Annotated in this window: 27 protein-coding genes; 21 read left to right on the forward strand and 6 right to left on the reverse strand. The window is 37.6% G+C overall.

Annotated features, from left to right (window positions below):
• Positions 1-4 precede the first annotated feature (4 nt).
• The 9 genes from BC351_RS01265 to BC351_RS01310 all read left to right on the forward strand — a co-directional run bounded on the left by BC351_RS01265 (position 5) and on the right by BC351_RS01310 (position 6262).
• Complete coding sequence (locus BC351_RS01265) at positions 5-1675, forward strand: ribonucleoside-diphosphate reductase subunit alpha (RefSeq protein WP_079408898.1); 1671 nt, start codon at positions 5-7, stop codon at positions 1673-1675.
• Between the two features lie 94 nt (positions 1676-1769).
• Positions 1770-2267 carry a pyrophosphohydrolase domain-containing protein gene (locus BC351_RS01270; protein WP_158081953.1) on the forward strand — a complete coding sequence of 166 codons (498 nt, stop codon included), beginning with the start codon at positions 1770-1772 and terminating at the stop codon, positions 2265-2267.
• 62 nt (positions 2268-2329) lie between these two features.
• Positions 2330-3115 (forward strand): thymidylate synthase, encoded by a 786-nt coding sequence (locus tag BC351_RS01275; RefSeq protein WP_079408900.1) that lies wholly within the window; start codon positions 2330-2332, stop codon positions 3113-3115.
• A 119-nt stretch (positions 3116-3234) separates the two neighbouring features.
• Positions 3235-3600, forward strand: a complete 366-nt coding sequence (locus tag BC351_RS01280; protein WP_079408901.1) for a hypothetical protein — start codon at positions 3235-3237, stop codon at positions 3598-3600.
• A 277-nt stretch (positions 3601-3877) separates the two neighbouring features.
• Complete coding sequence (locus tag BC351_RS44225) at positions 3878-4186, forward strand: CPBP family intramembrane glutamic endopeptidase (RefSeq protein ID WP_425270896.1); 309 nt, start codon at positions 3878-3880, stop codon at positions 4184-4186.
• A gap of 393 nt (positions 4187-4579) precedes the next feature.
• Positions 4580-5338: a metallophosphoesterase family protein gene (locus BC351_RS01295; protein WP_279628292.1), complete on the forward strand. Its 759-nt coding sequence runs from the start codon at positions 4580-4582 to the stop codon at positions 5336-5338.
• 37 nt (positions 5339-5375) lie between these two features.
• Entirely contained in the window at positions 5376-5615 is a 240-nt protein-coding gene (locus BC351_RS01300) for a hypothetical protein (RefSeq protein WP_079408904.1), read from the forward strand.
• Between the two features lie 29 nt (positions 5616-5644).
• The gene (locus BC351_RS42040; protein ID WP_158081954.1) at positions 5645-5791 is read left to right on the forward strand and encodes a hypothetical protein; all 147 of its coding nucleotides are present in this window, start codon (positions 5645-5647) and stop codon (positions 5789-5791) included.
• A gap of 264 nt (positions 5792-6055) precedes the next feature.
• Positions 6056-6262, forward strand: coding sequence for a hypothetical protein (locus BC351_RS01310; RefSeq protein WP_079408906.1), 207 nt, complete (start codon positions 6056-6058; stop codon positions 6260-6262).
• Between the two features lie 21 nt (positions 6263-6283).
• Here the strand turns inward: BC351_RS01310 and BC351_RS01315 are convergent, their stop codons facing one another.
• From BC351_RS01315 to BC351_RS01330, 4 genes are all read right to left on the reverse strand, one after another.
• A complete protein-coding gene (locus BC351_RS01315) occupies positions 6284-6871 on the reverse strand; it encodes a hypothetical protein (RefSeq protein ID WP_079408907.1) in 588 nt (195 codons plus the stop codon).
• A gap of 101 nt (positions 6872-6972) precedes the next feature.
• Positions 6973-7194 (reverse strand): hypothetical protein, encoded by a 222-nt coding sequence (locus BC351_RS01320; RefSeq protein ID WP_079408908.1) that lies wholly within the window; start codon positions 7192-7194, stop codon positions 6973-6975.
• Between the two features lie 149 nt (positions 7195-7343).
• Entirely contained in the window at positions 7344-7520 is a 177-nt protein-coding gene (locus BC351_RS01325; protein WP_079408909.1) for a YjfB family protein, read from the reverse strand.
• Between the two features lie 544 nt (positions 7521-8064).
• Positions 8065-8478, reverse strand: a complete 414-nt coding sequence (locus BC351_RS01330) for a hypothetical protein (protein WP_079408910.1) — start codon at positions 8476-8478, stop codon at positions 8065-8067.
• A gap of 131 nt (positions 8479-8609) precedes the next feature.
• Here BC351_RS01330 and BC351_RS01335 point away from each other — a divergent pair, with 131 nt between their 5' ends.
• Complete coding sequence (locus BC351_RS01335) at positions 8610-9215, forward strand: Gabija anti-defense Gad2 family protein (RefSeq protein ID WP_079408911.1); 606 nt, start codon at positions 8610-8612, stop codon at positions 9213-9215.
• Here BC351_RS01335 and BC351_RS01340 read toward each other — a convergent pair.
• Positions 9212-9472 (reverse strand): hypothetical protein, encoded by a 261-nt coding sequence (locus BC351_RS01340; RefSeq protein ID WP_079408912.1) that lies wholly within the window; start codon positions 9470-9472, stop codon positions 9212-9214. The genes BC351_RS01335 and BC351_RS01340 overlap by 4 nt on opposite strands.
• A 199-nt stretch (positions 9473-9671) precedes the next feature.
• On the opposite strand from BC351_RS01340, the gene BC351_RS01345 reads away from it, so the two are divergent.
• The 5 genes from BC351_RS01345 (at position 9672) to BC351_RS01365 (ending at position 16859) form a co-directional block, all read left to right on the forward strand.
• Positions 9672-13613, forward strand: a complete 3942-nt coding sequence (locus BC351_RS01345) for a PHP domain-containing protein (protein ID WP_144028232.1) — start codon at positions 9672-9674, stop codon at positions 13611-13613.
• Between the two features lie 17 nt (positions 13614-13630).
• Positions 13631-13876: a hypothetical protein gene (locus BC351_RS01350; RefSeq protein WP_079408913.1), complete on the forward strand. Its 246-nt coding sequence runs from the start codon at positions 13631-13633 to the stop codon at positions 13874-13876.
• A 346-nt stretch (positions 13877-14222) separates the two neighbouring features.
• On the forward strand, positions 14223-14750 hold the full coding sequence (locus BC351_RS01355) for a crossover junction endodeoxyribonuclease RuvC (protein WP_079408914.1): 528 nt from the start codon (positions 14223-14225) through the stop codon (positions 14748-14750).
• A 30-nt stretch (positions 14751-14780) separates the two neighbouring features.
• Positions 14781-15101 (forward strand): hypothetical protein, encoded by a 321-nt coding sequence (locus tag BC351_RS01360; RefSeq protein WP_079408915.1) that lies wholly within the window; start codon positions 14781-14783, stop codon positions 15099-15101.
• Between the two features lie 66 nt (positions 15102-15167).
• Positions 15168-16859 (forward strand): recombinase family protein, encoded by a 1692-nt coding sequence (locus tag BC351_RS01365; RefSeq protein WP_079408916.1) that lies wholly within the window; start codon positions 15168-15170, stop codon positions 16857-16859.
• On the opposite strand, the gene BC351_RS01370 is transcribed toward BC351_RS01365, so the two are convergent.
• Positions 16840-17751 carry a YifB family Mg chelatase-like AAA ATPase gene (locus BC351_RS01370; RefSeq protein ID WP_158081955.1) on the reverse strand — a complete coding sequence of 304 codons (912 nt, stop codon included), beginning with the start codon at positions 17749-17751 and terminating at the stop codon, positions 16840-16842. The two genes, BC351_RS01365 and BC351_RS01370, sit on opposite strands and share 20 nt — an antisense overlap.
• Before the next feature lie 192 nt (positions 17752-17943).
• On the opposite strand from BC351_RS01370, the gene BC351_RS01375 reads away from it, so the two are divergent.
• The 6 genes from BC351_RS01375 (at position 17944) to trmFO (ending at position 25425) form a co-directional block, all read left to right on the forward strand.
• The gene (locus BC351_RS01375; protein ID WP_079408918.1) at positions 17944-18201 is read left to right on the forward strand and encodes a hypothetical protein; all 258 of its coding nucleotides are present in this window, start codon (positions 17944-17946) and stop codon (positions 18199-18201) included.
• A gap of 373 nt (positions 18202-18574) precedes the next feature.
• Positions 18575-19735: an ADP-forming succinate--CoA ligase subunit beta gene (sucC, locus tag BC351_RS01380; RefSeq protein ID WP_079408919.1), complete on the forward strand. Its 1161-nt coding sequence runs from the start codon at positions 18575-18577 to the stop codon at positions 19733-19735.
• A gap of 48 nt (positions 19736-19783) precedes the next feature.
• Positions 19784-20716 carry a succinate--CoA ligase subunit alpha gene (gene sucD / locus BC351_RS01385; protein WP_056832926.1) on the forward strand — a complete coding sequence of 311 codons (933 nt, stop codon included), beginning with the start codon at positions 19784-19786 and terminating at the stop codon, positions 20714-20716.
• Positions 20717-20831: 115 nt separating this feature from the next.
• Positions 20832-21923 (forward strand): DNA-processing protein DprA, encoded by a 1092-nt coding sequence (gene dprA, locus BC351_RS01390; protein WP_079408920.1) that lies wholly within the window; start codon positions 20832-20834, stop codon positions 21921-21923.
• A gap of 70 nt (positions 21924-21993) precedes the next feature.
• Complete coding sequence (topA, locus tag BC351_RS01395; RefSeq protein WP_079408921.1) at positions 21994-24096, forward strand: type I DNA topoisomerase; 2103 nt, start codon at positions 21994-21996, stop codon at positions 24094-24096.
• A 12-nt stretch (positions 24097-24108) separates the two neighbouring features.
• Positions 24109-25425 carry an FADH(2)-oxidizing methylenetetrahydrofolate--tRNA-(uracil(54)-C(5))-methyltransferase TrmFO gene (gene trmFO / locus BC351_RS01400; protein ID WP_079408922.1) on the forward strand — a complete coding sequence of 439 codons (1317 nt, stop codon included), beginning with the start codon at positions 24109-24111 and terminating at the stop codon, positions 25423-25425.
• Positions 25426-25549 lie beyond the last annotated feature (124 nt).

Raw genomic sequence — 25549 nt, forward strand, 5'->3', positions numbered from 1 at the left:
TTACATGAAATGGTTAAACGAAAATAGCAGGAATTTTTTATCGCGTGGATACTTGACTGAAGGACAGTCACCAGAACAACGGATTCGTATTATTGCAGATACAGCAGAATCACTTCTCGGCATTAAAGGGTTTGCAGATAAGTTTTATGGATATCTGGAAAATGGTTATTATTCATTGTCCACTCCAGTGTGGGCAAACTTCGGAAATGATAAAGGACTTCCTATTAGTTGCTTTGGTTCATTTGTTCCCGATAATATGGGGGGAATCCTATACACTCAATCTGAAGTTGGAATGATGAGTAAGTTTGGTGGTGGTACATCAGGTTATTTTGGTGAGTTGCGTCATCGTGGAGCATCAATTACAGACAACGGAGAATCTTCGGGTTCTGTTCACTTTATGGAACTGTTTGAAAAGATGACAGATGTAGTTAGTCAAGGCAGCACGAGGCGTGGACGCTTCTCACCATACCTTCCAGTTGACCATCCAGACATTGAAGAGTTTTTGAGGATTGGCACAGAAGGCAATCCTATTCAAGAATTGACTCATGCTGTAACTGTAACCGATGAATGGATGGAAGCTATGATCGCAGGAGATCCAGACAAACGCGCTATTTGGGCAAAAGTTATTCAGCGTCGCGTTGAAATCGGATACCCATATATCCTTTTTTTAGACACGGTTAATAAAAATACAGTTGATGTTTATAAGGATAAAAACTTAAAAATTTATGCGAGCAACTTATGTTCCGAGGTTCTATTACCAAGCAACGATGAATGGTCGTTTGTTTGCAACTTGTCATCGATGAATCTTTTGCATTATGACGAATGGAAAGACACGGATGCAGTCGAAACAATGGTGTTCTTCCTAGATGCAGTCATGACTGATTTCATAGAAAAACTTGAAAACATGCGTGATTCCGAAAGCAAAGAGGATATGCTGGCATTTAGCTTTATGGAAAGGGCTTATAATTTTGCAAAAACTAATCGTGCATTAGGATTAGGCGCATTGGGATGGCACTCTTACCTACAATCTAAAATGATTCCATTTGAAAGTTTGGAAGCTTCTAAATTAAATTCTCGTGTCTTTAGTTTCATTCAAACAAAAGCACACAACGCATCTAAGGAATTGGCCATTATGTTTGGTGAGCCCGATCTGCTTAAAGGCTATGGTCGCCGTAATACCACACTGACAGCAATTGCTCCAACAACATCGTCTGCATTTATCTTGGGTCAAGTATCGCAAAGCATTGAACCTGTATGGTCAAACTGTTACGTGAAAGATGTTGCAAAAGCTAAAGTAACTATTCAGAATCCATACTTGAGAGAGGCTCTGAAGGCTTATGATAAGGATACACGAGAAGTATGGAATAGTATCCGAGACAATGACGGTTCTGTACAGCATCTTGAATTCTTAAATGATAATGAAAAAGAAGTATTTAAGACATTCTGTGAGATTGATCAGTACGTTGTATTGGATCAAGCATCTACCCGTCAATTGTTCCTAGATCAAAGTCAGTCGCTGAACGTGATGATTAATCCAAAAATGTCTGCAAAAGATATTAACGGATTGTATCTGTTCGCTTGGGAGAACAATATCAAAACTCTGTACTACCAACACAGCACAAACGCAGCACAACAATTCAGTAAAGATAAACTATGTTCTAATTGTGAAGCATAATACATTAAATAAGTTAAAAATTATTCACACAAACTTCTAGCTATAGTAACCACTGTATGGTGTGAAGTTTACAATGAAAGGAGTATTCAAAGGAATGCAAAATATAACACATTATGAAATGACAACAGAATTCCATAAAGCATTTAACCTAGCTGCCCCAAATAAACCCACTATCTTGTCCAAGGATCAAGTAATTAATCGTTCTACTTGGGTGTGTGAGGAAGTAATTGAACTCATTCATGCAACTGCTCAAAGTGATGAAGCGTTCAAAGAAATGTATGCACAGCTGCTTGCCAATATGAAAAATACATATGAACGACAACTTGAAAAGAAGTACCCTGAAGATGTGATGACTGCACAAGTAGATGCGAACTTAGATATTATCTATTTTGGTAATGGCAACTTTACTGAAATGGGAGTTGATCCAGAGGAACCATATAAAATTGTCCATGGAGCAAACATGGGCAAGCTATGGGAAGATGGGAAGCCGCGATATAATGAATTTGGGAAGGTTATGAAGCCTCCTACATGGCAACCACCTGAGCCATTTCTCGAAGCCGAGATCCAACGGCAAATTGAATCAGCACAATAATATATATCACTGGAGAGTGTTCATTCACTCTCCTTTTATAATCGAATTTAAGGGAGATATAAATGACTCAAGCAGATAAGCAATACCTAGAATTAGTAAGAGACATTTTAACATACGGTTACTACGATAATAATCGAACAGGAATCCCAACCAAGAAACTTTTTGGAAAACTATTTACGTTTGATCTTCAAAATGAATTTCCTATTCTCACAACTAAATTTGTACCTTTTAAAACGGCTGTAAAGGAGCTATTCTGGATATACGTTATGCAGAGTAATGATGTTCGCGGATTACAGCAAATGGGTGTCACAGTGTGGGATGAGTGGATGAGAGAGGATGGTAGCATAGGTAAAGCTTACGGTTATCAGATTGCCAAGTACAAACAGATCGATAAACTTATTGATGGATTAAAGAACGATCCTCAGTCCAGAAGGCATATTATGACTCTATGGAACTTAGATGACCTAGATGACATGGCACTTCAGCCCTGTGCGTTTCAGACGATCTGGGACGTTTCAAATGGACATTTGAACTGCACATTAGTTCAGCGAAGCGGAGATGTCGGACTAGGAATCCCTTTTAACTTCACCCAATATGCTGTATTAGTACATATGATTGCCCAAGTCACAAACTTAAAAGTTGGCACACTAAATCATTATATGAATAACGCACACATCTATGAAAATCACATTGAGCCAGTCAAAACTCAGTTGAACAGAGAATCATATCATGCACCAGATTTATGGATTAACCCTGATGTTAAAGACTTTTATGATTTCACACTGAACGATATAAAGCTTATTAATTACAAGTATCATCCAAAGATTGATATGGTAGTAGCAATATAGATATAAAGTAAAAATAACAGTGTACATTATAATATAGATGTGATAAGATGATATCAAGCCAAAGGAAATAATATCCTGAAAGCAAGATATCATCTTTTTTTACAAAGGAGGGAAAGGAAATGTGTTATGCATACAAATCATTATCAAATCAAATTCAGCAATTGCAGAGCGAATTGGGAATAATGAGTGAGGAACTATCAGTTCATGATAAGGCAATTTCAAACCTAACTCATGAGTTAGAGGACATGACTTTTGATGTATCAGATGGCTACAAGATTGCAAAGACTTTGCAAGAAATGCTACTGAAACGAAGACGAACTAAGTATGAAATTTCCCAAATTAGATCGTTAAAATCACATCTAGAAAGTCTTGAGTTTAAACTTAAAGATAACGAAAAGAAGCTGAAAAATTATTTGCCACATAACTGGGATAGAGTCATACATAGCAATAAAGAGGAATTTGGAAAGGACTTGGTTTCGCATTAAAAATAAAAACTTAATTTTCATAACATTATTTACTCTAATTAACGTAGTCTCATATATATGGCAAAGCCGCTACACTATCACATTATCACCTTTAATCATGTTAACATTGGCTATGTATATTTATCAGAAAGAATTTGAGGAGTTCGATCTTTCAATATTCAAACAACGTTCTATATATGAATTGGCTGGGAATGCTTTTGTAATCGCCGTTTTGTTACAATCAGGATTGAACCTTGCAGCTAAACTTTTTTTCAACACAGAAATAGCAAACATGTCAATGAAATTATTTAATATTCCCATCATACCAGTATCAGCCGTTTTATTTGCACCTATATTGGAAGAGTTGATCTTCAGGAAGATTATCTTCGGAACACTTGATAAACGATGCAATTTTTGGATTGGATCAATTATTAGCTCAATGTTATTCGCGGCAGCACACTTAAGTATTCAATTATTTCTAGGATATTTTGCAGTAGGTATGGTATTTTGTTGGTTTTATAAAAAGAGTAATAGCTTAATCGTTACAGTTTTAGCTCATACATATATAAACTTCTTAGTCATTATTTCTAAGTCGATTATAACATAAAAATAAAAGAATGAGGATGTGTAAAATGAGGAGTCAATTAAACATATATAGTTCAGATAGTGGAGTAATCCAAGCATTCTATGAATACGAAGATACATATAGAGACTTTAAAATTGCTAAGGTTGTATTCCCACATGATAATGACATTCGAACTCGTTACGATGAGTTATGCGGCAAAGTAACATACAAAAGAATCGAGGATCTGAATATTGGAGTACACTGAGGCAGCTAAGTTATTAATAAATCGATGTTTTAGAAATGGTGACATTAGATCAATTCATCTTAACTTTGGTGAAAAATATTCACTCGAAGATATACAAATAAAATTTACAGAAGAGTTGTACGAAATGATTGCTGCATCAGATCGAGTTAAAGTAACTCGCACATCGAAAAGTGCAAACATTACTGGAAGATTGGGGATGCATTAGACTGAGACGAACATTGGTAATTAGTGATATTCACGGGTGTCACACTAAATTCTTGAAATTGCTTGAACATGTAAAACACGACCCAGCAGAAGATAAGCTTATCTTGCTTGGCGATTATATGGATAGAGGGCTTAAAAGTAAAGAGGTTATTGAGACAGTTAAAAATCTTGTTGAACATCATAAAGTAGTTGCCCTGAGAGGCAATCATGATCAAATGTTTTTAGATGCCATCAATGGCCAAGATGATTATATATTCTTACATAATGGTGGGATTAATACAATTGAAAGTTATTGTGGGCTAAATTGGTTTGAGAATCACAGCGGCTTTGATTTCAACAGATATCTAGAAGCAAAAGACTTCATTAAAAGACATTATCATGAACATATTGCTTTCATCGACTCCTTACCATTTTACCATGAAGACGAATCACACATTTATGTTCATGCTGGATTAAGTCCATACTACACAGAAAAAGATTGGAAGTCTCAACCTACTGAAAACTTCCTTTGGATCAGAGATATCTTTTTAGCTAATAAAACCCCATTTAGCAAGACTATAGTCTTTGGTCATACCCCAACGATTAACCTACACAAGAAACCAGATATCTATTTTGGTGAAGGTAAGATAGGAATCGATGGTGGAGTATGCTTTGGATATCAATTGAACTGTTTAGAGATTATTGCTGGTGAATACAACACATATTCAACAAAAGAGATCCAATAAATCGAATATTTTATTAGGGAGAGGAAGTGAATAAATCTTGCTTTGGAGAAAAAAGAAGCAAATCTGTGAACACGAATGGTTCGACTTAGAGTCCAGAGAAGAATATGTTGACCATACAACATGTGGAATTCCAGTTGGGAGATTTGAAGATGTAATGCATATTTATTGTCCAAAATGCGATGCAAGAAAAATGGTTTCTGAACTAGAAGGAAGACTCATTATTAAGGCACACGAAATAAAAACACAATACAAAAACCGCTGTAATGAAATATATTGAAAGATGCATTTTTGTGGGGAGGAATTACTTTGGAATATGATAGATACGAAGTAGACAGGGAACTAACAAAAGAAAACTACTCTATTTTTGATACAAGCGAAGAGCGTTATATTGCTGAGAATCTAAAGAAGTTAGATGCTGAGTTGATTGCATTAGCATTAAACAAAAGCAATTGAAAGGCGACATTTATTGGGAAGGAGTGTGTTGAATGGAAATTATTAAGTGGGTTATAACAATTTATATGATGATGGGTTTTGTAACATTAAGATTCTACCTAGTAGACTTTAGGGATTCGAAAATGGATATTAGCAAATTCACTGTTTGCTTAATTGCACTATTCTTATTTCCGCTATTCTGGTTCCTAAGAAAACTCATAGCAGCTAATTTTAAATTATAGCAACACAATAAATGCTCCATTTTATCAAAAAGGAAGTGCTTAGGTGGCATTTAGAACAGAAGAAATAATAACCTATAAGAGTATTGTTATATGTGATGATTGCAAGAAAGAGACTGAATTATGTGAATCCGCATATCCTATTGGTTTTGATAATCGAATGAACAGAGCATTGGCAGCAGGCTATACATTTAAAGATACAGGTAAACAGTTTAAGAATTACTGTAAGGACTGTCGGACGACACGTGAATGAATAAGAAATAATACATTAATTTCATCGGGAATTATTCCAGACATTCCTGTCTTTAAAATCGCCAGCAACATAAAAGTTTCCAAACGTGTCCTGTGTTAAGTGTCCAATTGGATTTGCAGGGGAAACTGGTAGCTCATGTTGGCATCTATGACACCATGTCCTTATAGAACCTTCATAAACCCAATGGTTGCCTTTATTCCAACATGCATGGCATTTATAATGTAGTCTGTATAATTTTGTACCATCATCTCTAATTTTGATCCCAGTTCTTACGAAGTCAGGCTGATCATCAACTGTTTTATATGTATTCTCTAATTCAATCTTATCTTCAGTTAAACCTTGTATTAACTGTTCTCTAATTTCATTTTTATCTATATCTGTTTTATGGATTACCTCGTGCTCAATTGGTTGCACATCATTAAAAAATGAACTATATGCATCACCAATTTTAGAGTATGTATCAACCATTTCAAATACATCTGAGTCTATCCCAAATAGTCTGAACACTTTATCTATAATAACCAATTTACTTAAATTATCTGCTTCAGATATTTCAATCTCTGCTTTCTTACCTTTACCATCATCAATTGAGATTTTGACATTTAGCACCGCGACACCATCCTTTGATAAATAATCATATCGAAAAATGTATCAATTATCAATCGGGAGTTAAATAAAAAACCACTGCAAAGGATGCAGCGGCTTATGTATTAGCTTGCTTTTTTAGTGCCTTTTTTACCAGTTTCGGGGTTTACGTTCCCTTTAGTGCTCCAGTTGTTCTTTTTGGTTGAATCTTTATCAGTACGATTGTGTGGAGCAACATGTGTACCATTTTTCTTAGTGTAGCCTTTTACAGATGTTTTTGCGAATGCAGAAGTCCCAAAACTTAATACGAGTGCCATTGTTAGTAATGTAATAACGAGTTTTTTCAAAGTATTTCCTCCTTCCAAATTTAATAGGAACATTTTACCATTATTATAGGTAATTTGTCTCATAAAAGTTTGTGAAGGATTAAATGAAATTTGAATTTTATTAGGACAGGGGGTGAAGGAGAAAGAAAATTCTCTTCTTCATAATAATACTAGCCACTAATATCAAGATTTCCGCCTAAATGTGGTTGCACACTCTGTGCCATCATTTGAATCATTTGTTGAGCTTGCTCTGTAGACTGATCCTTAGCCATTTTAAGAACACTTATTCCAACAGCTTGACTTAAATTGTTCTGAGCTAAGGACATTGAATTAGCAGGGATGTCCATGAAACTTCTCCTTTATGAATGAATTATCTAACAAATTATTTATCGGAAAAAGCTAATAAAATTCTTAGCTTTCATTTTAAAGTATGGATGACACAGTAAAATTTTAGTTTTAATGGAAAAGGAGCGAATGCAATATGAGTTTTAAAGAAGGTCAATGGATGTTTAATTATACTAATGGAGATGTTTGGTATGGAGAGTATCATGATACAAAAGAGAAAGCGATTGAAGCTGCGAAGTCAGATGAAATTACGTAGGTCAAATTCAGAGTGCAAAGAATAACTTATATGTATCTGCTGAAAGAATCCTCGAAGATGTTGCAGAGGGGGTTTGTGAAGATGTTGGTGTTGTTGCTGAGGAATATTTAAGACATGTAAAGCAAGAACATGTGGGTATTTTAGAAAATCGTATTCGCGAAGTTATTGAAGTTTGGATGAAAGAATTTGATCATGAACCATCATTTTTTAAAGTAGTAAATATTGAAAAACTGCTAGTCAATGAAAACTAGATTTTATAGGAACCTAAGAAAATAAAAAAGAGTCTATAATTAGACTCTCGACATTTTCTTGAAGTTGACTATATCTTTTATTGTTGGATCTGTTAAGTGGATTATCAGACCACCATGCTCTTTCACAATTGAGTAGATATCTCCCATTTCTAAATTTTCTTTTGTTGGTGGATTGCTATACGATAATACGAGTGGCTGTTTATCAATTAGAATTTGAATTACTTGTGGGTTCAATTCAAAACCTAATACTAAGTCAAACTTGGTAATAAGTTGGGCACCATCTCTGATTTTAAATTTTAATTCTATTGCTTTCTGGCTACCGTAGTAATTGACGATGCAATCGAAGTCATATTGAGTATTAGCGTCGAGATTTCTTAATTCTTCGATTCCCCAGACCATCACATGTTTTTCATTATTCTCTAAAGTTTCATTTGCTTGTATTCTTCTTGGCATTTGTTCCTCCGTTAGTAGAAAGTGGTAGTTATCAATATCAATTATAGCCTGAATTTGTAAATTTGTGTATTATATTTCGAACTATAAAAGTATCAATCCATGGGGAATTAAAACAAATTAGGAGGTATTAAATGAATAAATATAATTTTAAAGAGTTCTTATCTAGATTTATGAACGATGTTGATGATCACGAGTTGTTTGCGGTTCTAAAGGGGTTGCCCGATTTCATCACTAATGAGATGTGGTTAGCTGGTGGAGCAATAAGAAGAACATTAATTGGTTCCGAACTATCTTCAGATTTCGATCTATTCTTTAAAAACGAAGCAATTCTAAAGCAATATGCCAAGAGTTTAGAAGGTAAAAAAGCTAAAAAGACAGCAGAAACTGAGCATCACATTACATATTGTCTAGATATCAAAGGGAATACAAGAATCATCCAGTTAATTAAGATTGGTTATTATGAAAGTCCAGAAGCAGTAATTGACACTTTTGATTTTACAATTGCTCAATTTGCTTATGATGGAACAGATCTATTTTGTGGAAGATATTCGCTTTGGGATCTATCAAGGAAGCGCCTAGCACTTCATAAATTAACCTATGGAGTAGCGACAATGCGTAGGTTAATCAAATACACCAAACAAGACTTCACTGCGTGTGCAGGTGTCATGCAATCCATTTTAGAGGCCGTAGTTAATGATCCTAAAGTTGTGCAGTCAAATATTCAATACATTGATTAACCCTCATAAGGATTTAGAAATTTTGCGAAAAAGTAAGCTCTCTTTTTTCTGAGATACCATTCAATTTTATCTTCATAATCATAAAACTTTAGGCAAAATGTTTTATGATTCAGCGGTTCAAGCGAAATCAAATCACCATTGATTTTATCAAGAACAACTAAAGCTGTATATTTATCCTTGTTTTTATAAGTGTAAACAAGTTCTGCTGAAATCCATGTGTCATTATCAATAATATATGAATTAATATATAAACTCATTGATCCACCTCAAGAATAATTTTAACACTAAGAAAAATATCAAGCAATTAATTGAGTTAATAGCAATGGTCAAAAAAAACGTATTAAAAAAACATTGATATATAAGGCTTTTTTTGAGCCGAAAAGGCAATGAAAGGTAAGTTTTATTAGAAATATACTTAATAAAATAAAAATAATAATTTAAGAAGGTGTAAACCTATTGTGTTTTATTAACTGTCATAATCACTCAGATTACTCGAATGTGAGATTATTGGATTGCACAAACTCAGTTGAGGATTTAATCCGCACTGCAGGAGAATTAGGCTATAAAGGCCTTGCTCTGACTGACCATGAATCTGTCTCAGCTCATGTGCAAGCCATTAAGAAGACTAGAGAATTAAAAGAGAAAGGTAAAATCCCATTAGACTTTAAGTTGATTTTAGGAAATGAATTGTATTTGGTTGATGATATTGAAGACACCAGAGAGAACTATAAATCAGGAGTCACAAAATTCCCTCATTTTTTAATTATGAGTAAAGATTCTATTGGTCATGAACAAATGCGTTATTTGAGCAGTCAGGCTTGGGATAATTCTTTCTATTCTGGAACAATGCTTCGTGTTCCTTCTGATAAAAAAACTGTGGAAAGGGTAGTAAAGGAAAATCCAAACCATTTAATAGCCACTACAGCATGTTTGGGATCAGAGGTTTGTATTCATTTACTAGCAATTGAACTTGCAGAAGCACAAAATGATCGAGAGAAAGTAAGATATCATAACGAAAAGTTACATGAATTTATTAACTGGTGTATTAATGTGTTTGGTCAAGATAACTTCTTTATTGAGTTACAGCCAGCATATTCTTCTGAGCAAATCTATTGCAATACTGAATTACTAAAACTTGCTGAACAGTATAATCTCAAATATATCATTTCTACGGATACTCACTATCTCCGTCCAGAAGACCGAGTTGTCCATAAGGCTTTTTTGAACGCAAAAGATGGTGATAGAGAGATTGATAGTTTTTACGAAGCTACATTTCTTCAAACTCCAGAAGAAATTTATGAGCGAATGAACTACATTGATAAAAATATTGTTGATATTGCTTTCCAGAATACATTACTTATTGGACAGATGATCGATGATTACACTATTGAGCACGAAACAGTAATTCCTAAAATCAAACTACCTGAATTCCAACTTAGACATTTTTTCAAACGAGTGTATAACCAATATACATATATCAATAACATGGCTCATGCCCCTGATGAGCAGGATAGATACATATTAAAACTGATTGAGGATGGCTTTAAAGAACATATTCCTTACAATGCAATTACCAAAGAAAGACTTCACGAAATAACAACAAGAATCGATGTTGAGCTGGGTGAGCTTTGGGAGATTAGTCAGCAGCTTAAGCAAACAATGTCATCATACTACATAACTACAGCGAAGATTGTAGATATCATTTGGCAAGATGATGAATGTGGAGGTAATAGCTTAGTTGGTTCAGGTCGTGGATCATCTGGTGGATTCTTAATTTGCTTTCTACTGGGTATTACACAAATTAATCCACTTGAGTATGGAATTGAAATGCCTCATTGGAGACACTTACATAGAAGTCGTCCTGATATTAGTGCATTAGATATTGATATTGATACTGAATCAAGTAAACGTCCAAGAATTGTTCAGGCATTGAAGAACTACTTTGGTGGAGATAAAGTTTTACAAGTATGTACTTTCGGTACTGAAGGGTCTAAATCAGCCATACAGACTGCTTGTAGGGGGTTGGGATTAGATTCAGATGTGGGTTTGTTCATTAGTAGCTTGATTCCATTTGAACGCGGAGAAAACTGGACTATTTCAGATTGTTTGTTTGGAAATGAGGAAAAAGAAAGAGAACCAATTACTGAGTTTATTAACGAAATTGGCAAACATGAAAACTTAAGGGAAACAGCATTAAAAATTGAAGGAAAGATTAATAAACGAAGTATCCATGCAGGTGGAGTTGTCGTTTTTAATGAGCCTTATTATAAGTCTAATGCAATGATGAAAGCTCCAAATGGTTTACCTATTACTCAATTTAACCTTGATGATAGTCAAGCAGTAGGTAATATCAAAATGGATCTTCTGACTATCGAGGCTTTAGACAAGATAAGAACGACACTCGATTTACTTCTAGAATACAAAGAAATCAAATGGCAAGGCTCACTAAGAAAAACATTTAATTCTTATCTTCATCCAAATGTAATTGAAAAAGAAGACTCCAGAATTTACGAAATGTTAGGTGAGGGTACAGTCCCAGATTTATTTCAATTTTCGACTGCAATTGGATATCAATCAGCAATCAAAGTAAAGCCTAGAAACCTACTAGAAACCGCGTCAGCAAATTCACTTATGCGACTTATGAGTGGCGATGGCGAACAACCAATTGATACATTCGTGAGATTCAAAAACGACATTCAACAATGGTATGAAGAGATGAAATCATTTAATCTCTCTGAAGATGAGATAAAAATTATGGAAAGATACCTTCTTAAGTTGAATGGGGTAGCAGATACACAAGAATCAGTAATGCTTATGTCAATGGATACGAAAGTATCAGGGTTTGATGTTAAAGATGCAAATAAATTAAGAAAGGCTATCGCAAAACGATCAAAAAAAGATTTAGATGAAATTCAAAAAACTTTCTATGAAAAAGGCACATCGTTAGGAACTAGTAAGAATCTACTTGACTATGTGTGGATGCATATCAAACGAATGTTAGGATATGCCTTTTCTATCTTACACACCTTAGCTTACTCAGTTATTGCACTACAAGAGTTAAATCTAAATTACAGATTCGATCCACTATATTGGAATACTGCAGTACTATCTGTAAATGCAGCTAGTAATGATGATGGTTCTGATTTAGATGAAGATGAAGAAAAGAAAAATAAATCAACTAACTATGGTAAGGTTGCAGCAGCCATTGGGATGATGCATTCTCATGGAATCAAAATTGGTCTTCCAGAAATAAATAAAGCACACTTTGGATTCAAACCTGACTTTACAGATAGACAAATCATTTTCGGATTAAAGGGTTTAGTTGGAATTGGAGATGATGCAGTTCAATCAATCATAACAAACAGACCTTATGATTCCTTTGATGATTTTTACGAACGTATGCATTTGACTGGACTAATAAAAAAAACACAAATGGCACAATTGATTAAAGCTGGCTGTTTTGAATCATTTGGGGATCGGTTAACCATTATGAAAATGTTTATTGAGAAACTATGTACACCAAAGACTAAATTAAATATGCAAAATTTTAATGCAATACTCGAAAACAAATTACTGCCAGATGAACATCAAAGTTATGCAAAACTATATAGTTTTAGAAAATATGTTATTAAAAAAGTTTATAAAACTGAAGGGAAAGAGAAGTATTATTTGTTAGATGAAAGATCCGCGGCATACTTCTATGACCAATTCTCTAATGATTCAATCTCAGAGTTTATTAAGGGGATGCCAGTTATTTCAGAAAAGCAATTTAAAAAAGAGTGTGACAACATTATGGATGGAATTCGAGAATGGGTATCAAGTGAAGCTGCCTTAAATCTTTTCAATCAGAAAATGTTTGAAAATGAATGGAATGATAACGCGGAAGGGAATGTCAGCAAGTGGGAGATGGATTCTCTCTCGTTTTATTATACTAGTCATGAACTTTTGAATGTGAATAACGAAAAATATGGGATCGTAAATTTTAATAATTTACCTGAAGAGCCAATCGTTGTTGGACAATATTTGAATAAAAATGGAAGCAGACCAAAATATAAATTGGTATGTATTGCAGGAACTGTTTTAGATAAAGACAAGAATAAACACACAGTTACACTTCTTACTGTTGATGGAGTTGTAACAGTAAAGTACTATGATGGAGCATTTGCACACTATTATAGACAAGTTTCTCAACCTAAAGCAGATGGTACAAAAGAAATACTTGAGAAAAGCTGGTTTACTCGAGGAAACAAACTGGTTCTCTGTGGCTATCGCAGAGGATCACAATTTAGACCATCCAGATATAAAGATACACCAGTGCAACACACAACGATGTTAATTAATGAAATTTGTGAAGATGGCTCTATTAGGGTTACATTAGATCGAATGAAAGCGAAATAAAGGAGAGTAAAAATAAAATGAATAAGTATTTCATTGAGTTAGAAGTCGCTTCTAATTTATATCCTATCACTCTTAGCACTAATTCAATTTTTGAAACGCTGGCACAATTACATAGCAATTATAAGTTTGACAAAATCAATTACATAGCTGATAAACACCTAAAGTATAGCAAGGATAAGGCGGTTAATTCAGCAGCAACTCCACATATTAGTAACTTCTTAGGTAATAAGACTAGTAAAACATATGCTGGCATGGAGGTATAGCATTGGATCGATTTCATGATAGAAATGATGAGGAACCCAAATTATTTTCTAACTGCTGCTCATGCGATTCAGAAATTCGTATAGGAGATTCATATATAGAATATTATGGGTCTGTGAGCTGTGACGAGTATAGGTGTGTATTGAAAATGGTAGATGCTCAGAGAAGGGTTGCTGAAGACGATGTGTAAGAATGAGTGTAAGTTAGTAGATGAGTTGACGAAGGAAGTTGAGGATTTGAAGAGTCAGGTAAGAGAATTAGAGAATCAGTTAATTGTGCAAAAAACTATGAGTGATAGTAAATGTTGAATTCACTTGTAAAGTAAAAATAATAAATAGGAGTGATTTATTGAGTCATTTATATGGTTTAGATTTATCTATGGAACAAACAGGGGTTACCATTTTTGATTTAAATGCTTTGCAGCCTATACATATCGGGTCAATCACAACTAATCAAAAACAATCACATGGCAAACGCTTATACATAATTGCAACAGAAATACTTTCACTAATAGAAAAGTATCCTCCATCCATTGTAACAATTGAACGTGGATTTAGTCGATTCAATACCTCGACCCAAGTTATATATAGAGTACACGGACTTATTAACTATCTACTTAGAGACTATGAGCAAATTTACTATCCACCCAAGACAGTTAAAGAAGCGATTATCCGCGGTGACGCAAGTAAGAAATTAGTCAAGGATATGATCGAGAGAAAGTTTCCAGATGTGGTTTTTGAGAACGAAGATGAATCAGATTCATTTGCAGTAGCACTTACATATCTTATTAAAAATAAATACATAGCTTGGGACAAAGACGGAATCAAGATCGCGAAAAAAGAAAGAGAAGGAAGCATAGGACAATCACGTAGATGAGTATTGTTTTAGAGTGGGGTGATTATATAAATGATTGATAAATTTATAGAAACAATTTGTGAAATTCATAATATTAGTAGAGACAAGATGCCCAATAAAGCCATTCCATATTTATACAACATGAAAGATATTGCTCTATTGAAAGAGATTCTATCTGATAATAGTGAAATGGACTACAGTATGCTATCTGAAATTTATAAATTTAACAAAGAAAATATATACAGAGTTATTTCAAAACACAATATTATTAATATCGAAGATAGAGTAATGTCAAGTTTATATTTAACTTTTGAAAACAAGGCTTTTTTTGACAGGTGTTTTCAAAAATTCAGGCTGTGCAATCATGCATAGCTTGTTTTGTTTTAATACCTATTTTATAATTGTATCAAATACTTATGTATGGGGTGGAGATAGCATTTGAGAGCAGTATATTATGCCCGTGTGTCAACTGATAGTGACGACCAAGTTAACTCACTTCATAATCAAATATCATTTTTTGCTGATTTTATAACAGAAAATAATTACTCAAAAGTTGATTGCGGCATATTAGCAAGAAAAAACAATGTATTTGAGTATTTGGAGGGTGGTTATGCTGATGAGGGTATCAGTGGTAAATCACTAAAAAAACGTGAAGCCTTTAAACAAATGATAAAAGATGCTAAACAAAGAAAATTCGATATTATCATCACAAAGAGCGTAGCAAGGTTTGGACGCTCAGTAGAAGACACTTCGAAAACTGTGAAAGACCTTAAAGAGTTGGGAATTGGCGTATATTTTTTAGATTTAAAAGTTAATTCCTTGGATAACAGTAAAGAATTTATGATTAATCTATTTGCTTCATTAGCCCAAGAAGAATCGAACAACAAATCATATATCGTACAGTTTGGAATTAGAAAAGCTCAACAAATGGGTAAATTTACTGGACATGCTCCCTTTGGATATGATGTTATAGATGGATATTTGCAAATCAATGAAAGCGAAAAAGTGATTGTAAAAAGAATATATGATCTATACTACAATCAGGCATTTGGGCATGGAAAGATTGCGCGGCTATTTAACAAGGAAAATATAAAAACAAAAAAAGGCGCACAATGGAGTCAAATTCAAATTTCACGAATTCTAGACAATCCAGTATATAAGGGATTGCAGATTCAACATATGACTCAAACGACTGATATCAATAGAGACATAAGAAAAGTAATACCAGAAGAAGAGTGGATTAAACATAATAAACCAGAACTTTTAATCATAGAAAAAGACTTTTTTGATATGGTTCAAATAGAGAAGCAACGAAGACTAGAGGAATTTGGTCATATCTCATATATTAAAGATAAATATATAGATGAAGAGGGAAACATTAAAATCGTTCAAAAGAGGAGGATTGCAAGAGGCGAAAAGAGACATAGTAGCGCTCATATTTTTTCCAACCTTTTGTTCTGTCAAAATTGTGGTTCTGGAATGAAGAGGAAAAAAAGAAAAGCCTATGTTCGGAATGATGGGACAAGCAAAGATCTTGGTTACGAGTGGTCTTGTACAAGCAACGATATGTATGGAAAGGAGAAATGTGCATACAGAAATGCCTATATAGAGTTAGATTTAATCAATTTTGCGAGAGACGAAATAGTTAACTATCGAAACAGTTCGATTATTTCAGACACTAACATCAATTTATATATTCAAAGGAATATGGATGCCAAAAATGATGAAGTAAGTATAGAAGATATTGAAGCAGAAATTGAGAAGATTAATGCCAAAGTTGAATTAAATTTCGAACTCTTATCAGAAGGAACTATTAATAAGGATGAGTATAAAAAGAGAAATGAAAAACAGCAAAGCGCATTGAAGATTTTGGAGAGTAATTTGAATAAATTAAAGTACGTTGAAACTGAAGTTGATGAAATAAGATTGAGGTACAATAATTTCAAAAAAACATTAGAAAATTTCAATCAAGAAGAAATCACAAACGGAGCTTTAAGAAGAATATTGAAAAGGATTAACATTTTTACTGATATCAACAATAAGAAAATACCATCAATTGAATGGATATTCATGGATACTACAAAAGATGCCCTCATTAAGGATGTTATGCTTAGCGAGAAGCCAATGTGACTATATGTATAGACTCCCCTTTAATAACTTTCTCAGGCGAAATCGTATGATGAGGGGCTCGAAAGGGTCTTGTTCGTATAAGTGAGGAGCGATCAACAAGTTTGCCGGAGGCGCTATAGATTTTCGTAACCTCTAGAGCTTCTATATCTGACATAGGGGGGAGAATGGAGGGCATGCGTTTCACAAGCATCGTTTTTCCTGTTCCCGGGGGACCGATTAATAAGATGTTATGCATGCCTGCGGCAGCGATCATCATAGCACGCTTGACCTGGTGATGTCCGTTGACATCAGCGTAATCATCGACAAAATGTTGTATCTCTGTGGATTTTGTCGATAATTTATGATGTTTATTATTAATGTTATTAAATATATATAAATGTTCGGATTCCTTTGTCAAGCATTTGAAATCAGTGAGGTTGTTGATGGCGCACACCTCAATACCGGCAATAAGTGCAGCCTCCGCTGCATTGGCCTGTGGCACATAAACGCGTTTGATGCCTAGTCTTTTGGCGGCGTGGGCCATAGAAAGGACGCCTGGAATAGGACGCAGTGAGCCATCCAAGGCTAGTTCACCGAGAAATAAAGTGTGCTGAAAGCAATCAAAGGGAATCTGACTGGTCGTTATGAGAATGGCTACCGCTATTGCCAAATCAAACGAGGAGCCTTCTTTGCGTAAATCGGCAGGTGCTAAATTTACGGTTATTCGGTCCATAGGGAAGCTGAAACCACCGTTTTTGATAGAAGAACGAACTCGCTCGACAGATTCTCTCACTGCAGAATCAGGCAGTCCAACCAAGTTAATCTGAGGGAGCCCGCTTGATATATCGACTTCCACTTCAATGATTTGTCCTTCAATCCCCTGGAGGCATGCGCTCATAACTTTGCCATACATACCAAAAAACACCTTCCTCTCTAATAGACGCAATTGCTCATGCAGCTGCGAGTAGGATAAAAGGTGCTTCCTTATCGATCCATTCATTTGCTCTTATTGTATATGAAAATGGTAAAATTACGCAATTCCTAATTGTGTTAATTACGTTTTAAATACACCCTTCATGCACATACTGGAAGATGAGGTGATGATATGCAGGAGAAACCATATTTTTGTCCCAATTGTCGTTCCAATCGCATTAAATTCAGTGTGATTACAAGTTATCAGCAGTCTTTTCTGAAGGATGCTCTTTCAGGAAGCATCACGGAGTTCAAGGATCCCGATGCGATAGCTGAGGCTGAACCAACCATTCAATGTTTAATCTGTCATTTCACAGGCAATGAGCTTAGGTTTATCAAACAAGCAGAGCGAGAGCCGCGGATGAATACACCAACAACGCCGCTTTACTAAAGGCAACTAAAGAAAGACGTATTTTTCAGATGATGGAAAATGCGTCTTTTTTAGTTGAGGTCCTATAGGCATGATTGCGTTGTTTTTATCAATATTGTATAAGCGTTATGGCATTAGAAGGTGTTTCGTTAGTAAACTTTGTGAGCTAGGTGATAGCTAAAGTTTTTCAGTGTGAAAGGAAACTTTGAATGGATTAACGAAAAAAATAAGGAAACTGTCGAAAATAAGTGATACAATGGTTAGGGCTTGCGAAGAAGTGTGATACTAATTCCGGCAGCAAGATTTATTTCGTGCGCAAAGCAAAGCAGGAAGTTACACTCTTCCCCTGTATAGCACGTATAGAAAGTCCATACTGATAGGAGGATTTTAGGAAATGAATATCCATGAGTACCAAGGCAAAGAAGTCCTGAGACAGTACGGAGTCAGCGTTCCTAACGGAAAAGTTGCATTTACCGTTGACGAAGCTGTTGAAGCAGCGAAAGAACTCGGAACATCCGTCGTCGTTGTAAAGGCGCAAATTCATGCCGGAGGTCGCGGTAAAGCGGGCGGCGTTAAGGTAGCTAAAAGCCTCGATGAAGTTCGTACATATGCTAGCGAAATTCTGGGTAAAGTGCTTGTCACACACCAAACAGGTCCAGAAGGCAAAGAAGTTAAACGTCTTTTGATCGAAGAAGGCTGTGACATTAAAAAAGAATATTATGTTGGTGTTGTTGTTGACCGTGCAACTGGCAGCGTAGTTTTGATGGCGTCTGAAGAGGGCGGTACGGAAATTGAAGAAGTAGCAGAACACTCTCCTGAGAAAATTTTCAAAGAAGTAGTGGATCCTGCAATTGGTCTTCAAGCTTTCCAAGCACGCAGACTGGCTTATTCCATTAACATTCCTAACGAGCTGGTTAACAAAGCAGTTAAATTCATGCTCGCTCTTTATAAAGCATTCGTTGAGAAAGACGCTTCCATTGCCGAAATCAACCCATTGGTTGTGACTGGTTCTGGGGATGTTATGGCTCTTGATGCCAAATTGAACTTTGATTCCAACGCTCTGTTCCGTCACAAAGATATCGTTGAGCTTCGTGATCTTGAAGAGGAAGATGCGAAAGAAATTCAAGCTTCCAAATATGACCTGAGCTACATCGCTTTGGATGGCAACATCGGTTGTATGGTTAACGGCGCTGGACTTGCTATGGCCACTATGGACATCATCAAGCACTACGGCGGAGACCCGGCTAACTTCCTAGACGTAGGGGGCGGTGCTACGAAAGAGAAAGTTACGGAAGCTTTCAAAATCATTTTGTCCGATGAGCAAGTTAAAGGGATTTTTGTTAACATTTTCGGCGGCATCATGCGTTGTGACGTTATTGCGGACGGCGTTGTTGCTGCTGCAAGAGAGCTTGGACTTTCCCGTCCGCTCGTTGTTCGACTTGAAGGAACTAACGTTGAGCTTGGCAAAAAGATTCTTAACGAATCCGGTCTGAACATTGTTGCAGCTGACTCCATGGCTGACGGCGCACAAAAAATCGTTGCACTTGTGAAATAATTAAACCCGTGCGGTTTTAAATAATATAGGGGATGTGAACAAAAGATCATGAGTATTTTGGTCAATAAACATACAAAAGTCATTACTCAAGGGATTACCGGCGCTACGGGTTTGTTTCATACCAAAGGCGGTCTGGAATACGGCACACAAATGGTTGGTGGCGTAACTCCAGGTAAAGGCGGTACAAAAGTAGATATCACTTTGGAAAACGGTGAGCTTGTTCAGCTTCCGGTTTTCAACACAGTTATCGACGCGAAAAATGCAACTGGTGCTACGGCATCCGTTATCTACGTTCCACCAGCTTTCGCTGCAGAGTCCATCATCGAAGCTATTGAAGCTGAGCTTGATTTGGTTATCTGTATTACGGAAGGTATTCCTGTTCTTGATATGGTTAACGTGAAACGTTACCTAGAAGGCAAGAAAACCGTTCTAATCGGACCTAACTGTCCGGGCGTTATCACACCAGGCGAGTGTAAAATCGGGATTATGCCGGGCTACATTCATACACCAGGTCACGTAGGTGTTGTTTCCCGTTCCGGAACATTAACTTACGAAGCGGTTCACCAATTGACAACTCGTGGTATTGGACAATCTTCTGCTGTTGGTATCGGTGGAGATCCAGTCAAAGGTTCCGAGTTTATCGATATCCTCAAACGTTTCAACGATGACCCTGACACTTATGCGGTTATCATGATCGGTGAGATCGGTGGTACAGCAGAAGAAGAAGCGGCTGAGTGGGTTGCTGCCAACATGACGAAGCCGGTTGTTGGCTTTATCGGCGGTAAAACAGCGCCTCCAGGAAAACGTATGGGCCATGCCGGTGCGATTATTTCCGGTGGTAAAGGTACAGCTGCTGAGAAAGTGGCTACAATGGAAAGATGCGGTATCCGCGTCGCAGCGACACCTTCCGAAATGGGTTCAACGCTTGTTAGCGTGCTCGAAGAAAAAGGTATGCTGGATAAAGTAATCACAAAAAAATAGTCTTCTTTTCAAGAAGGTAAGCAACCTTCCATCTCCCTGTTTCAGGGATTTGGGAGGTTTTTTGTTTTTCTAGATTTGCAAGCATTTGTCATTCGAGCGGGGAGTGTATATACTTATGGATAATCGATTGATTATATTCGGTCTTCATGAGCTGGAAGGAATAGGCTGGAAAACAATGCATCAACTAATCAGCCGCTTCCCTGAGCTTCATCATTTGTTTGATTTGTCGTCCGCAGAAATTGTCGCCAAGGGCATTCGTGCCTCTGTCGCAGAACAAATTGCCACGCGGTTTACTCCGGCTTTCATAGAGCAAAAGCTTCATATATATATGAAGCAATCCATTCAAATTCTGACGCTTCTGGACGACGAATATCCAGCCATTCTGAAAGAAACAGCACAACCGCCTTGGGTTCTTTATGTAAAAGGAAATTTGTCTTTGCTAAGTGGACGGCTTCTGGGTATGGTTGGGACACGCACCCCAACTCTTTATGGCAAACGGATTGCCGAAGAGTGGGCGGCAGCCCTTTCCAGAGCAGGTTTCGGCGTTGTAAGTGGTCTCGCTCGAGGCATTGACAGTAAAGCTCATTTGGGTGCTCTACAGGGGAAAGCGAAGACGGTTGCCGTGCTTGGCTGCGCCATTAATCAGATTTATCCGCGTGAAAACGCCTTATTATACCGCAACATTGAACAAGATGGGGTCATTATTTCCGAGTATCCGATTGGCACTGGAATGAGGCCGGGGATGTTTCCGCAGCGCAATCGCATTATAGCCGGATTGTCGCTTGGTGTTACGGTCGTAGAGGCCGCAGAGGATAGCGGGTCTCTGATTACAGTTGAATTTGCCCTCGATGAGTCGCGTGATGTTTTCGCTGTTCCAGGTTCCATTGATTCCAGACAGAGCAGCGGAGTACACAGGCTGCTCAAGGACGGCGCCAAATTAGTAACACAGGTCGAAGAGATTTTGGACGACTACAAACACATCATAAGTCCGGAGGATCGAGCGGCGATCGCTAAGCCATTTCCCGTGTTTACACTCACGGAGGAGGAAGGCGAAATCCTTCGAAAGTTGTCGAATGAACCAATCTCGATTGATAGCTTATTAGAGCAGTGTCAATTTACGTTTGGACATTTGCATGCAGTTCTGTTATCTTTACTAATGAAAAAGGCGATTAAACAGCTTCCAGGTTCTACTTACATCTTAGCATAGGCTAATCACGAAGTTTTGCTTCTCGCCAATAGACGTTACCTTGAAACCAAGAGGGGAGGAAGGACGATCCATGGCGGATTCTTTAGTCATTGTGGAGTCACCAGCAAAAGCCAAAACCATCGGCAAATATTTAGGCAGCAAATTTATCGTAAAAGCCTCGATGGGTCATATTCGAGACCTTCCGAAGAGCCAAATTGGCGTAGAAGTGGATCGTAACTTTGAGCCTAAATACATTACTATACGCGGTAAAGGTTCTATCCTGAAAGAATTAAAAGACGCGAGTAAAAAAGTTAAAAAAATATATCTGGCGGCGGATCCGGATCGTGAAGGTGAAGCGATTGCCTGGCACTTGGCTCATTATTTAGATGTTGGTGCAGACGAACTTTGTCGTGTTGTCTTTAATGAAATTACGAAAGATGCGGTTAAGGATGCTTTCAAAACGCCCCGCCGCATTAATCAAGATCTCGTTAACGCTCAGCAGGCCAGACGTATCCTGGACCGACTCGTTGGTTATAAAATCAGTCCTTTGCTATGGAAAAAAGTGAAAAAAGGGTTATCGGCAGGGCGCGTACAATCCGTAGCGGTTAAGTTGATTCAAGATCGCGAGAATGAGATTAAAGCCTTTGAACCCGAAGAATACTGGTCGATCACGGTCGTTTTGGATGCGGGCAAAACTGTATTTGAAGCTAAGTATCACAGTTTGAACGGCGAGAAAAAGGAACTACATTCACAAGAAGATGTTGATCTTATTTTAGCCGCAATGGGCAGTGAAGCGTTTACCGTGAAAGAAGTGAAAGAGAAGGAACGCGGGCGTAATCCTTCCCCTCCTTTCATTACAAGCTCCATGCAGCAAGAAGCAGCCAGGAAACTAAACTTCCGAGCGTCCAAGACGATGTCTGTTGCGCAACAGTTATATGAAGGAATTGACTTAGGCAAAGAGGGTACCGTTGGTTTAATTACCTATATGCGTACCGACTCTACTCGGATTTCACCGATTGCCCAAGAAGAAGCCAAAGAGTTTATTATGATGAAATACGGCCCAGCTTTTTATCCAGAAACGCCGCGTCTTTACACCAAGAAGAATGCCAACGCACAAGATGCGCATGAAGGCATACGTCCAACTTCTGTACTGCGCGAACCGGATCAGATGAAACCGTTTCTCAGCAAAGATCAATATCGCTTGTATAAGCTCGTGTGGGAGCGTTTTGTTGCAAGCCAAATGTCTTCAGCGGTACTCGATACGATGACGATTGATTTAACAGCTGGCGATACCGTGTTCCGCGCAAATGGCTCCAAGATGAAGTTTGCTGGATTCATGAAGGTTTACGTCGAAAGCAATGATGATGGCACTACGGAAGAAGACAAATTGCTTCCTCCTTTGACAAAAGGAGACTCCTTAGAGAAACAGAGCATTGAACCGAAACAGCACTTTACTCAACCGCCTCCAAGATATACAGAAGCTCGTTTAGTAAGGGCGTTAGAGGAAATGGGGATAGGTCGCCCAAGTACGTACGCACCAACGCTGGAGACGATCCAGAAGCGTGGTTATGTGGCGATTGAAGAGAAGAAATTCGTTCCAACTGAGCTTGGTGAACTGGTAATTCAATTGATGCAGGAGTTTTTCCCTGAAATCTTGGATATCGAATTCACTGCGCATATGGAAGAAGAACTCGATTTTGTAGAAGAAGGCAAAGAAGACTGGGTCCGTGTTCTGGATACGTTCTATACGTCCTTCGAGAAGCGGCTTGAGTTCGCTGAAGAGGAAATGAAAGAAATTGAAATCCAAGATGAGGTTTCCGATGAGATTTGTGAGAAATGCGGAAAGCATCTTGTTTATAAAATGGGTCGTTTCGGCAAGTTCCTTGCCTGCTCAGGCTTCCCGGATTGCCGCAATACGAAACCGATCATTAAAGATATTGGCGTCACTTGCCCAACTTGCCATACAGGGAAAATTGTCGAACGCAGAAGCAAAAAGGGCCGTGTTTTCTATGGCTGCGATCAATATCCTACTTGTGACTTTGTCTCATGGGATAAACCAGTCAGTAAACCATGTCCTGTATGCAGCTCGATGATGATTGAGAAAAGAAGCAAGAACGGCGTAAGCATTCAATGTACGCAGTGTGATCACAAAGAAGAAGTTAGTGAAGATAATTCAGACGATATGAAAGATTAGAGGTGTCCGATTTTGCCAGATTATCCAAGAGTAACAGTCATCGGCGCAGGATTGGCTGGAAGTGAAGCTGCCTGGCAGATTGCCCGTCAAGGCGTGCCTGTTACTTTATATGAAATGCGTAATGTTCGCAAAACGCCTGCACATATTACGGATCAATTCGCTGAGTTAGTGTGCAGCAACTCGCTTCGCTCCAATGGTCTAATGAATGCTGTAGGTGTGTTGAAAGAAGAAATGAGACGAATGGATTCACTGATTCTCTCATGTGCTGATGAGCATGCTGTGCCTGCCGGTGGTGCTTTAGCGGTTGATCGCGACGGTTTTTCGCAAGCCGTAACTTCTACGCTAAGGAATCACCCGCTCATTGAGGTCCGCAATGAAGAAGTTCAAACCCTGCCTGAAGGCATTACGATTGTAGCTTCAGGTCCGTTGACTTCTCCAGCGCTTTCAGCTGATCTCAAAACATTAATGGGCGAAGAATATTTATATTTCTATGATGCAGCAGCGCCGATTGTTGAGAAAGACTCGATTGATATGAACAAGGTTTATCTGGCTTCCCGTTATGACAAAGGAGAAGCGGCCTATCTGAACTGTCCGATGACGGAAGAAGAGTTCAATATTTTCTATGAGGCTTTAATCACGGCTGAAGTTGCAGAGCTTAAAGAGTTTGAGAAAGAGATTTATTTTGAAGGTTGTATGCCTTTGGAAGTTATGGCTAAGCGCGGCAAGCAGACGGTACTTTTTGGACCGATGAAACCTGTAGGTTTAATAAATCCGCATACAGGGAAAATGCCGCATGCCGTTGTGCAGCTTCGACAAGATAATGCCGCGGGAACGCTGTATAACTTAGTTGGCTTTCAAACCCATTTAAAATGGGGCGAGCAAAAAAGAGTGTTGTCTCTCATCCCTGGATTAGAGCAGGCGGAATTTGTTCGCTATGGTGTAATGCACCGAAACACATTTATCAACTCGCCGAAGCTGCTTGAGCCCACATATCAATACAAGCATCGTGAGGATCTGTTTTTCGCAGGACAAATGACGGGCGTTGAAGGTTATGTGGAATCTGCGGCGTCCGGTTTGATTGCTGGTTTGAATGCAGGACGATTAGCCAAAGGTCAACCTTGTGTAACGCTTCCGGCGGAAACAACGTTAGGCAGTATGGCGAATTATATTACGACAGCTGAGGCCAAACATTTCCAGCCGATGAATGCAAACTTCGGATTGCTTCCACAGCTGCCTGAGCGAATTCGGAACAAAAAGGAAAAATATGAGAAGTTGGCTAACCGCGCGTTGGAGAGTATTCAGAATTTTTCGAAAACACAAGTCGAATAAGTTGTAATCTCGGTATTCACTGTGGTACTATAATTATGTTTTGTGGCATTTTTCATTCGTTTCCTCATACATTTACCTCTAGATGCGGTCTTTTTTCGATTTGACCTCGCTAGAGGTTTATCTC

It is taken from the genome of Paenibacillus ferrarius (assembly GCF_002027705.1).
GTDB classification, from domain to species: domain Bacteria; phylum Bacillota; class Bacilli; order Paenibacillales; family NBRC-103111; genus Paenibacillus_E; species Paenibacillus_E ferrarius.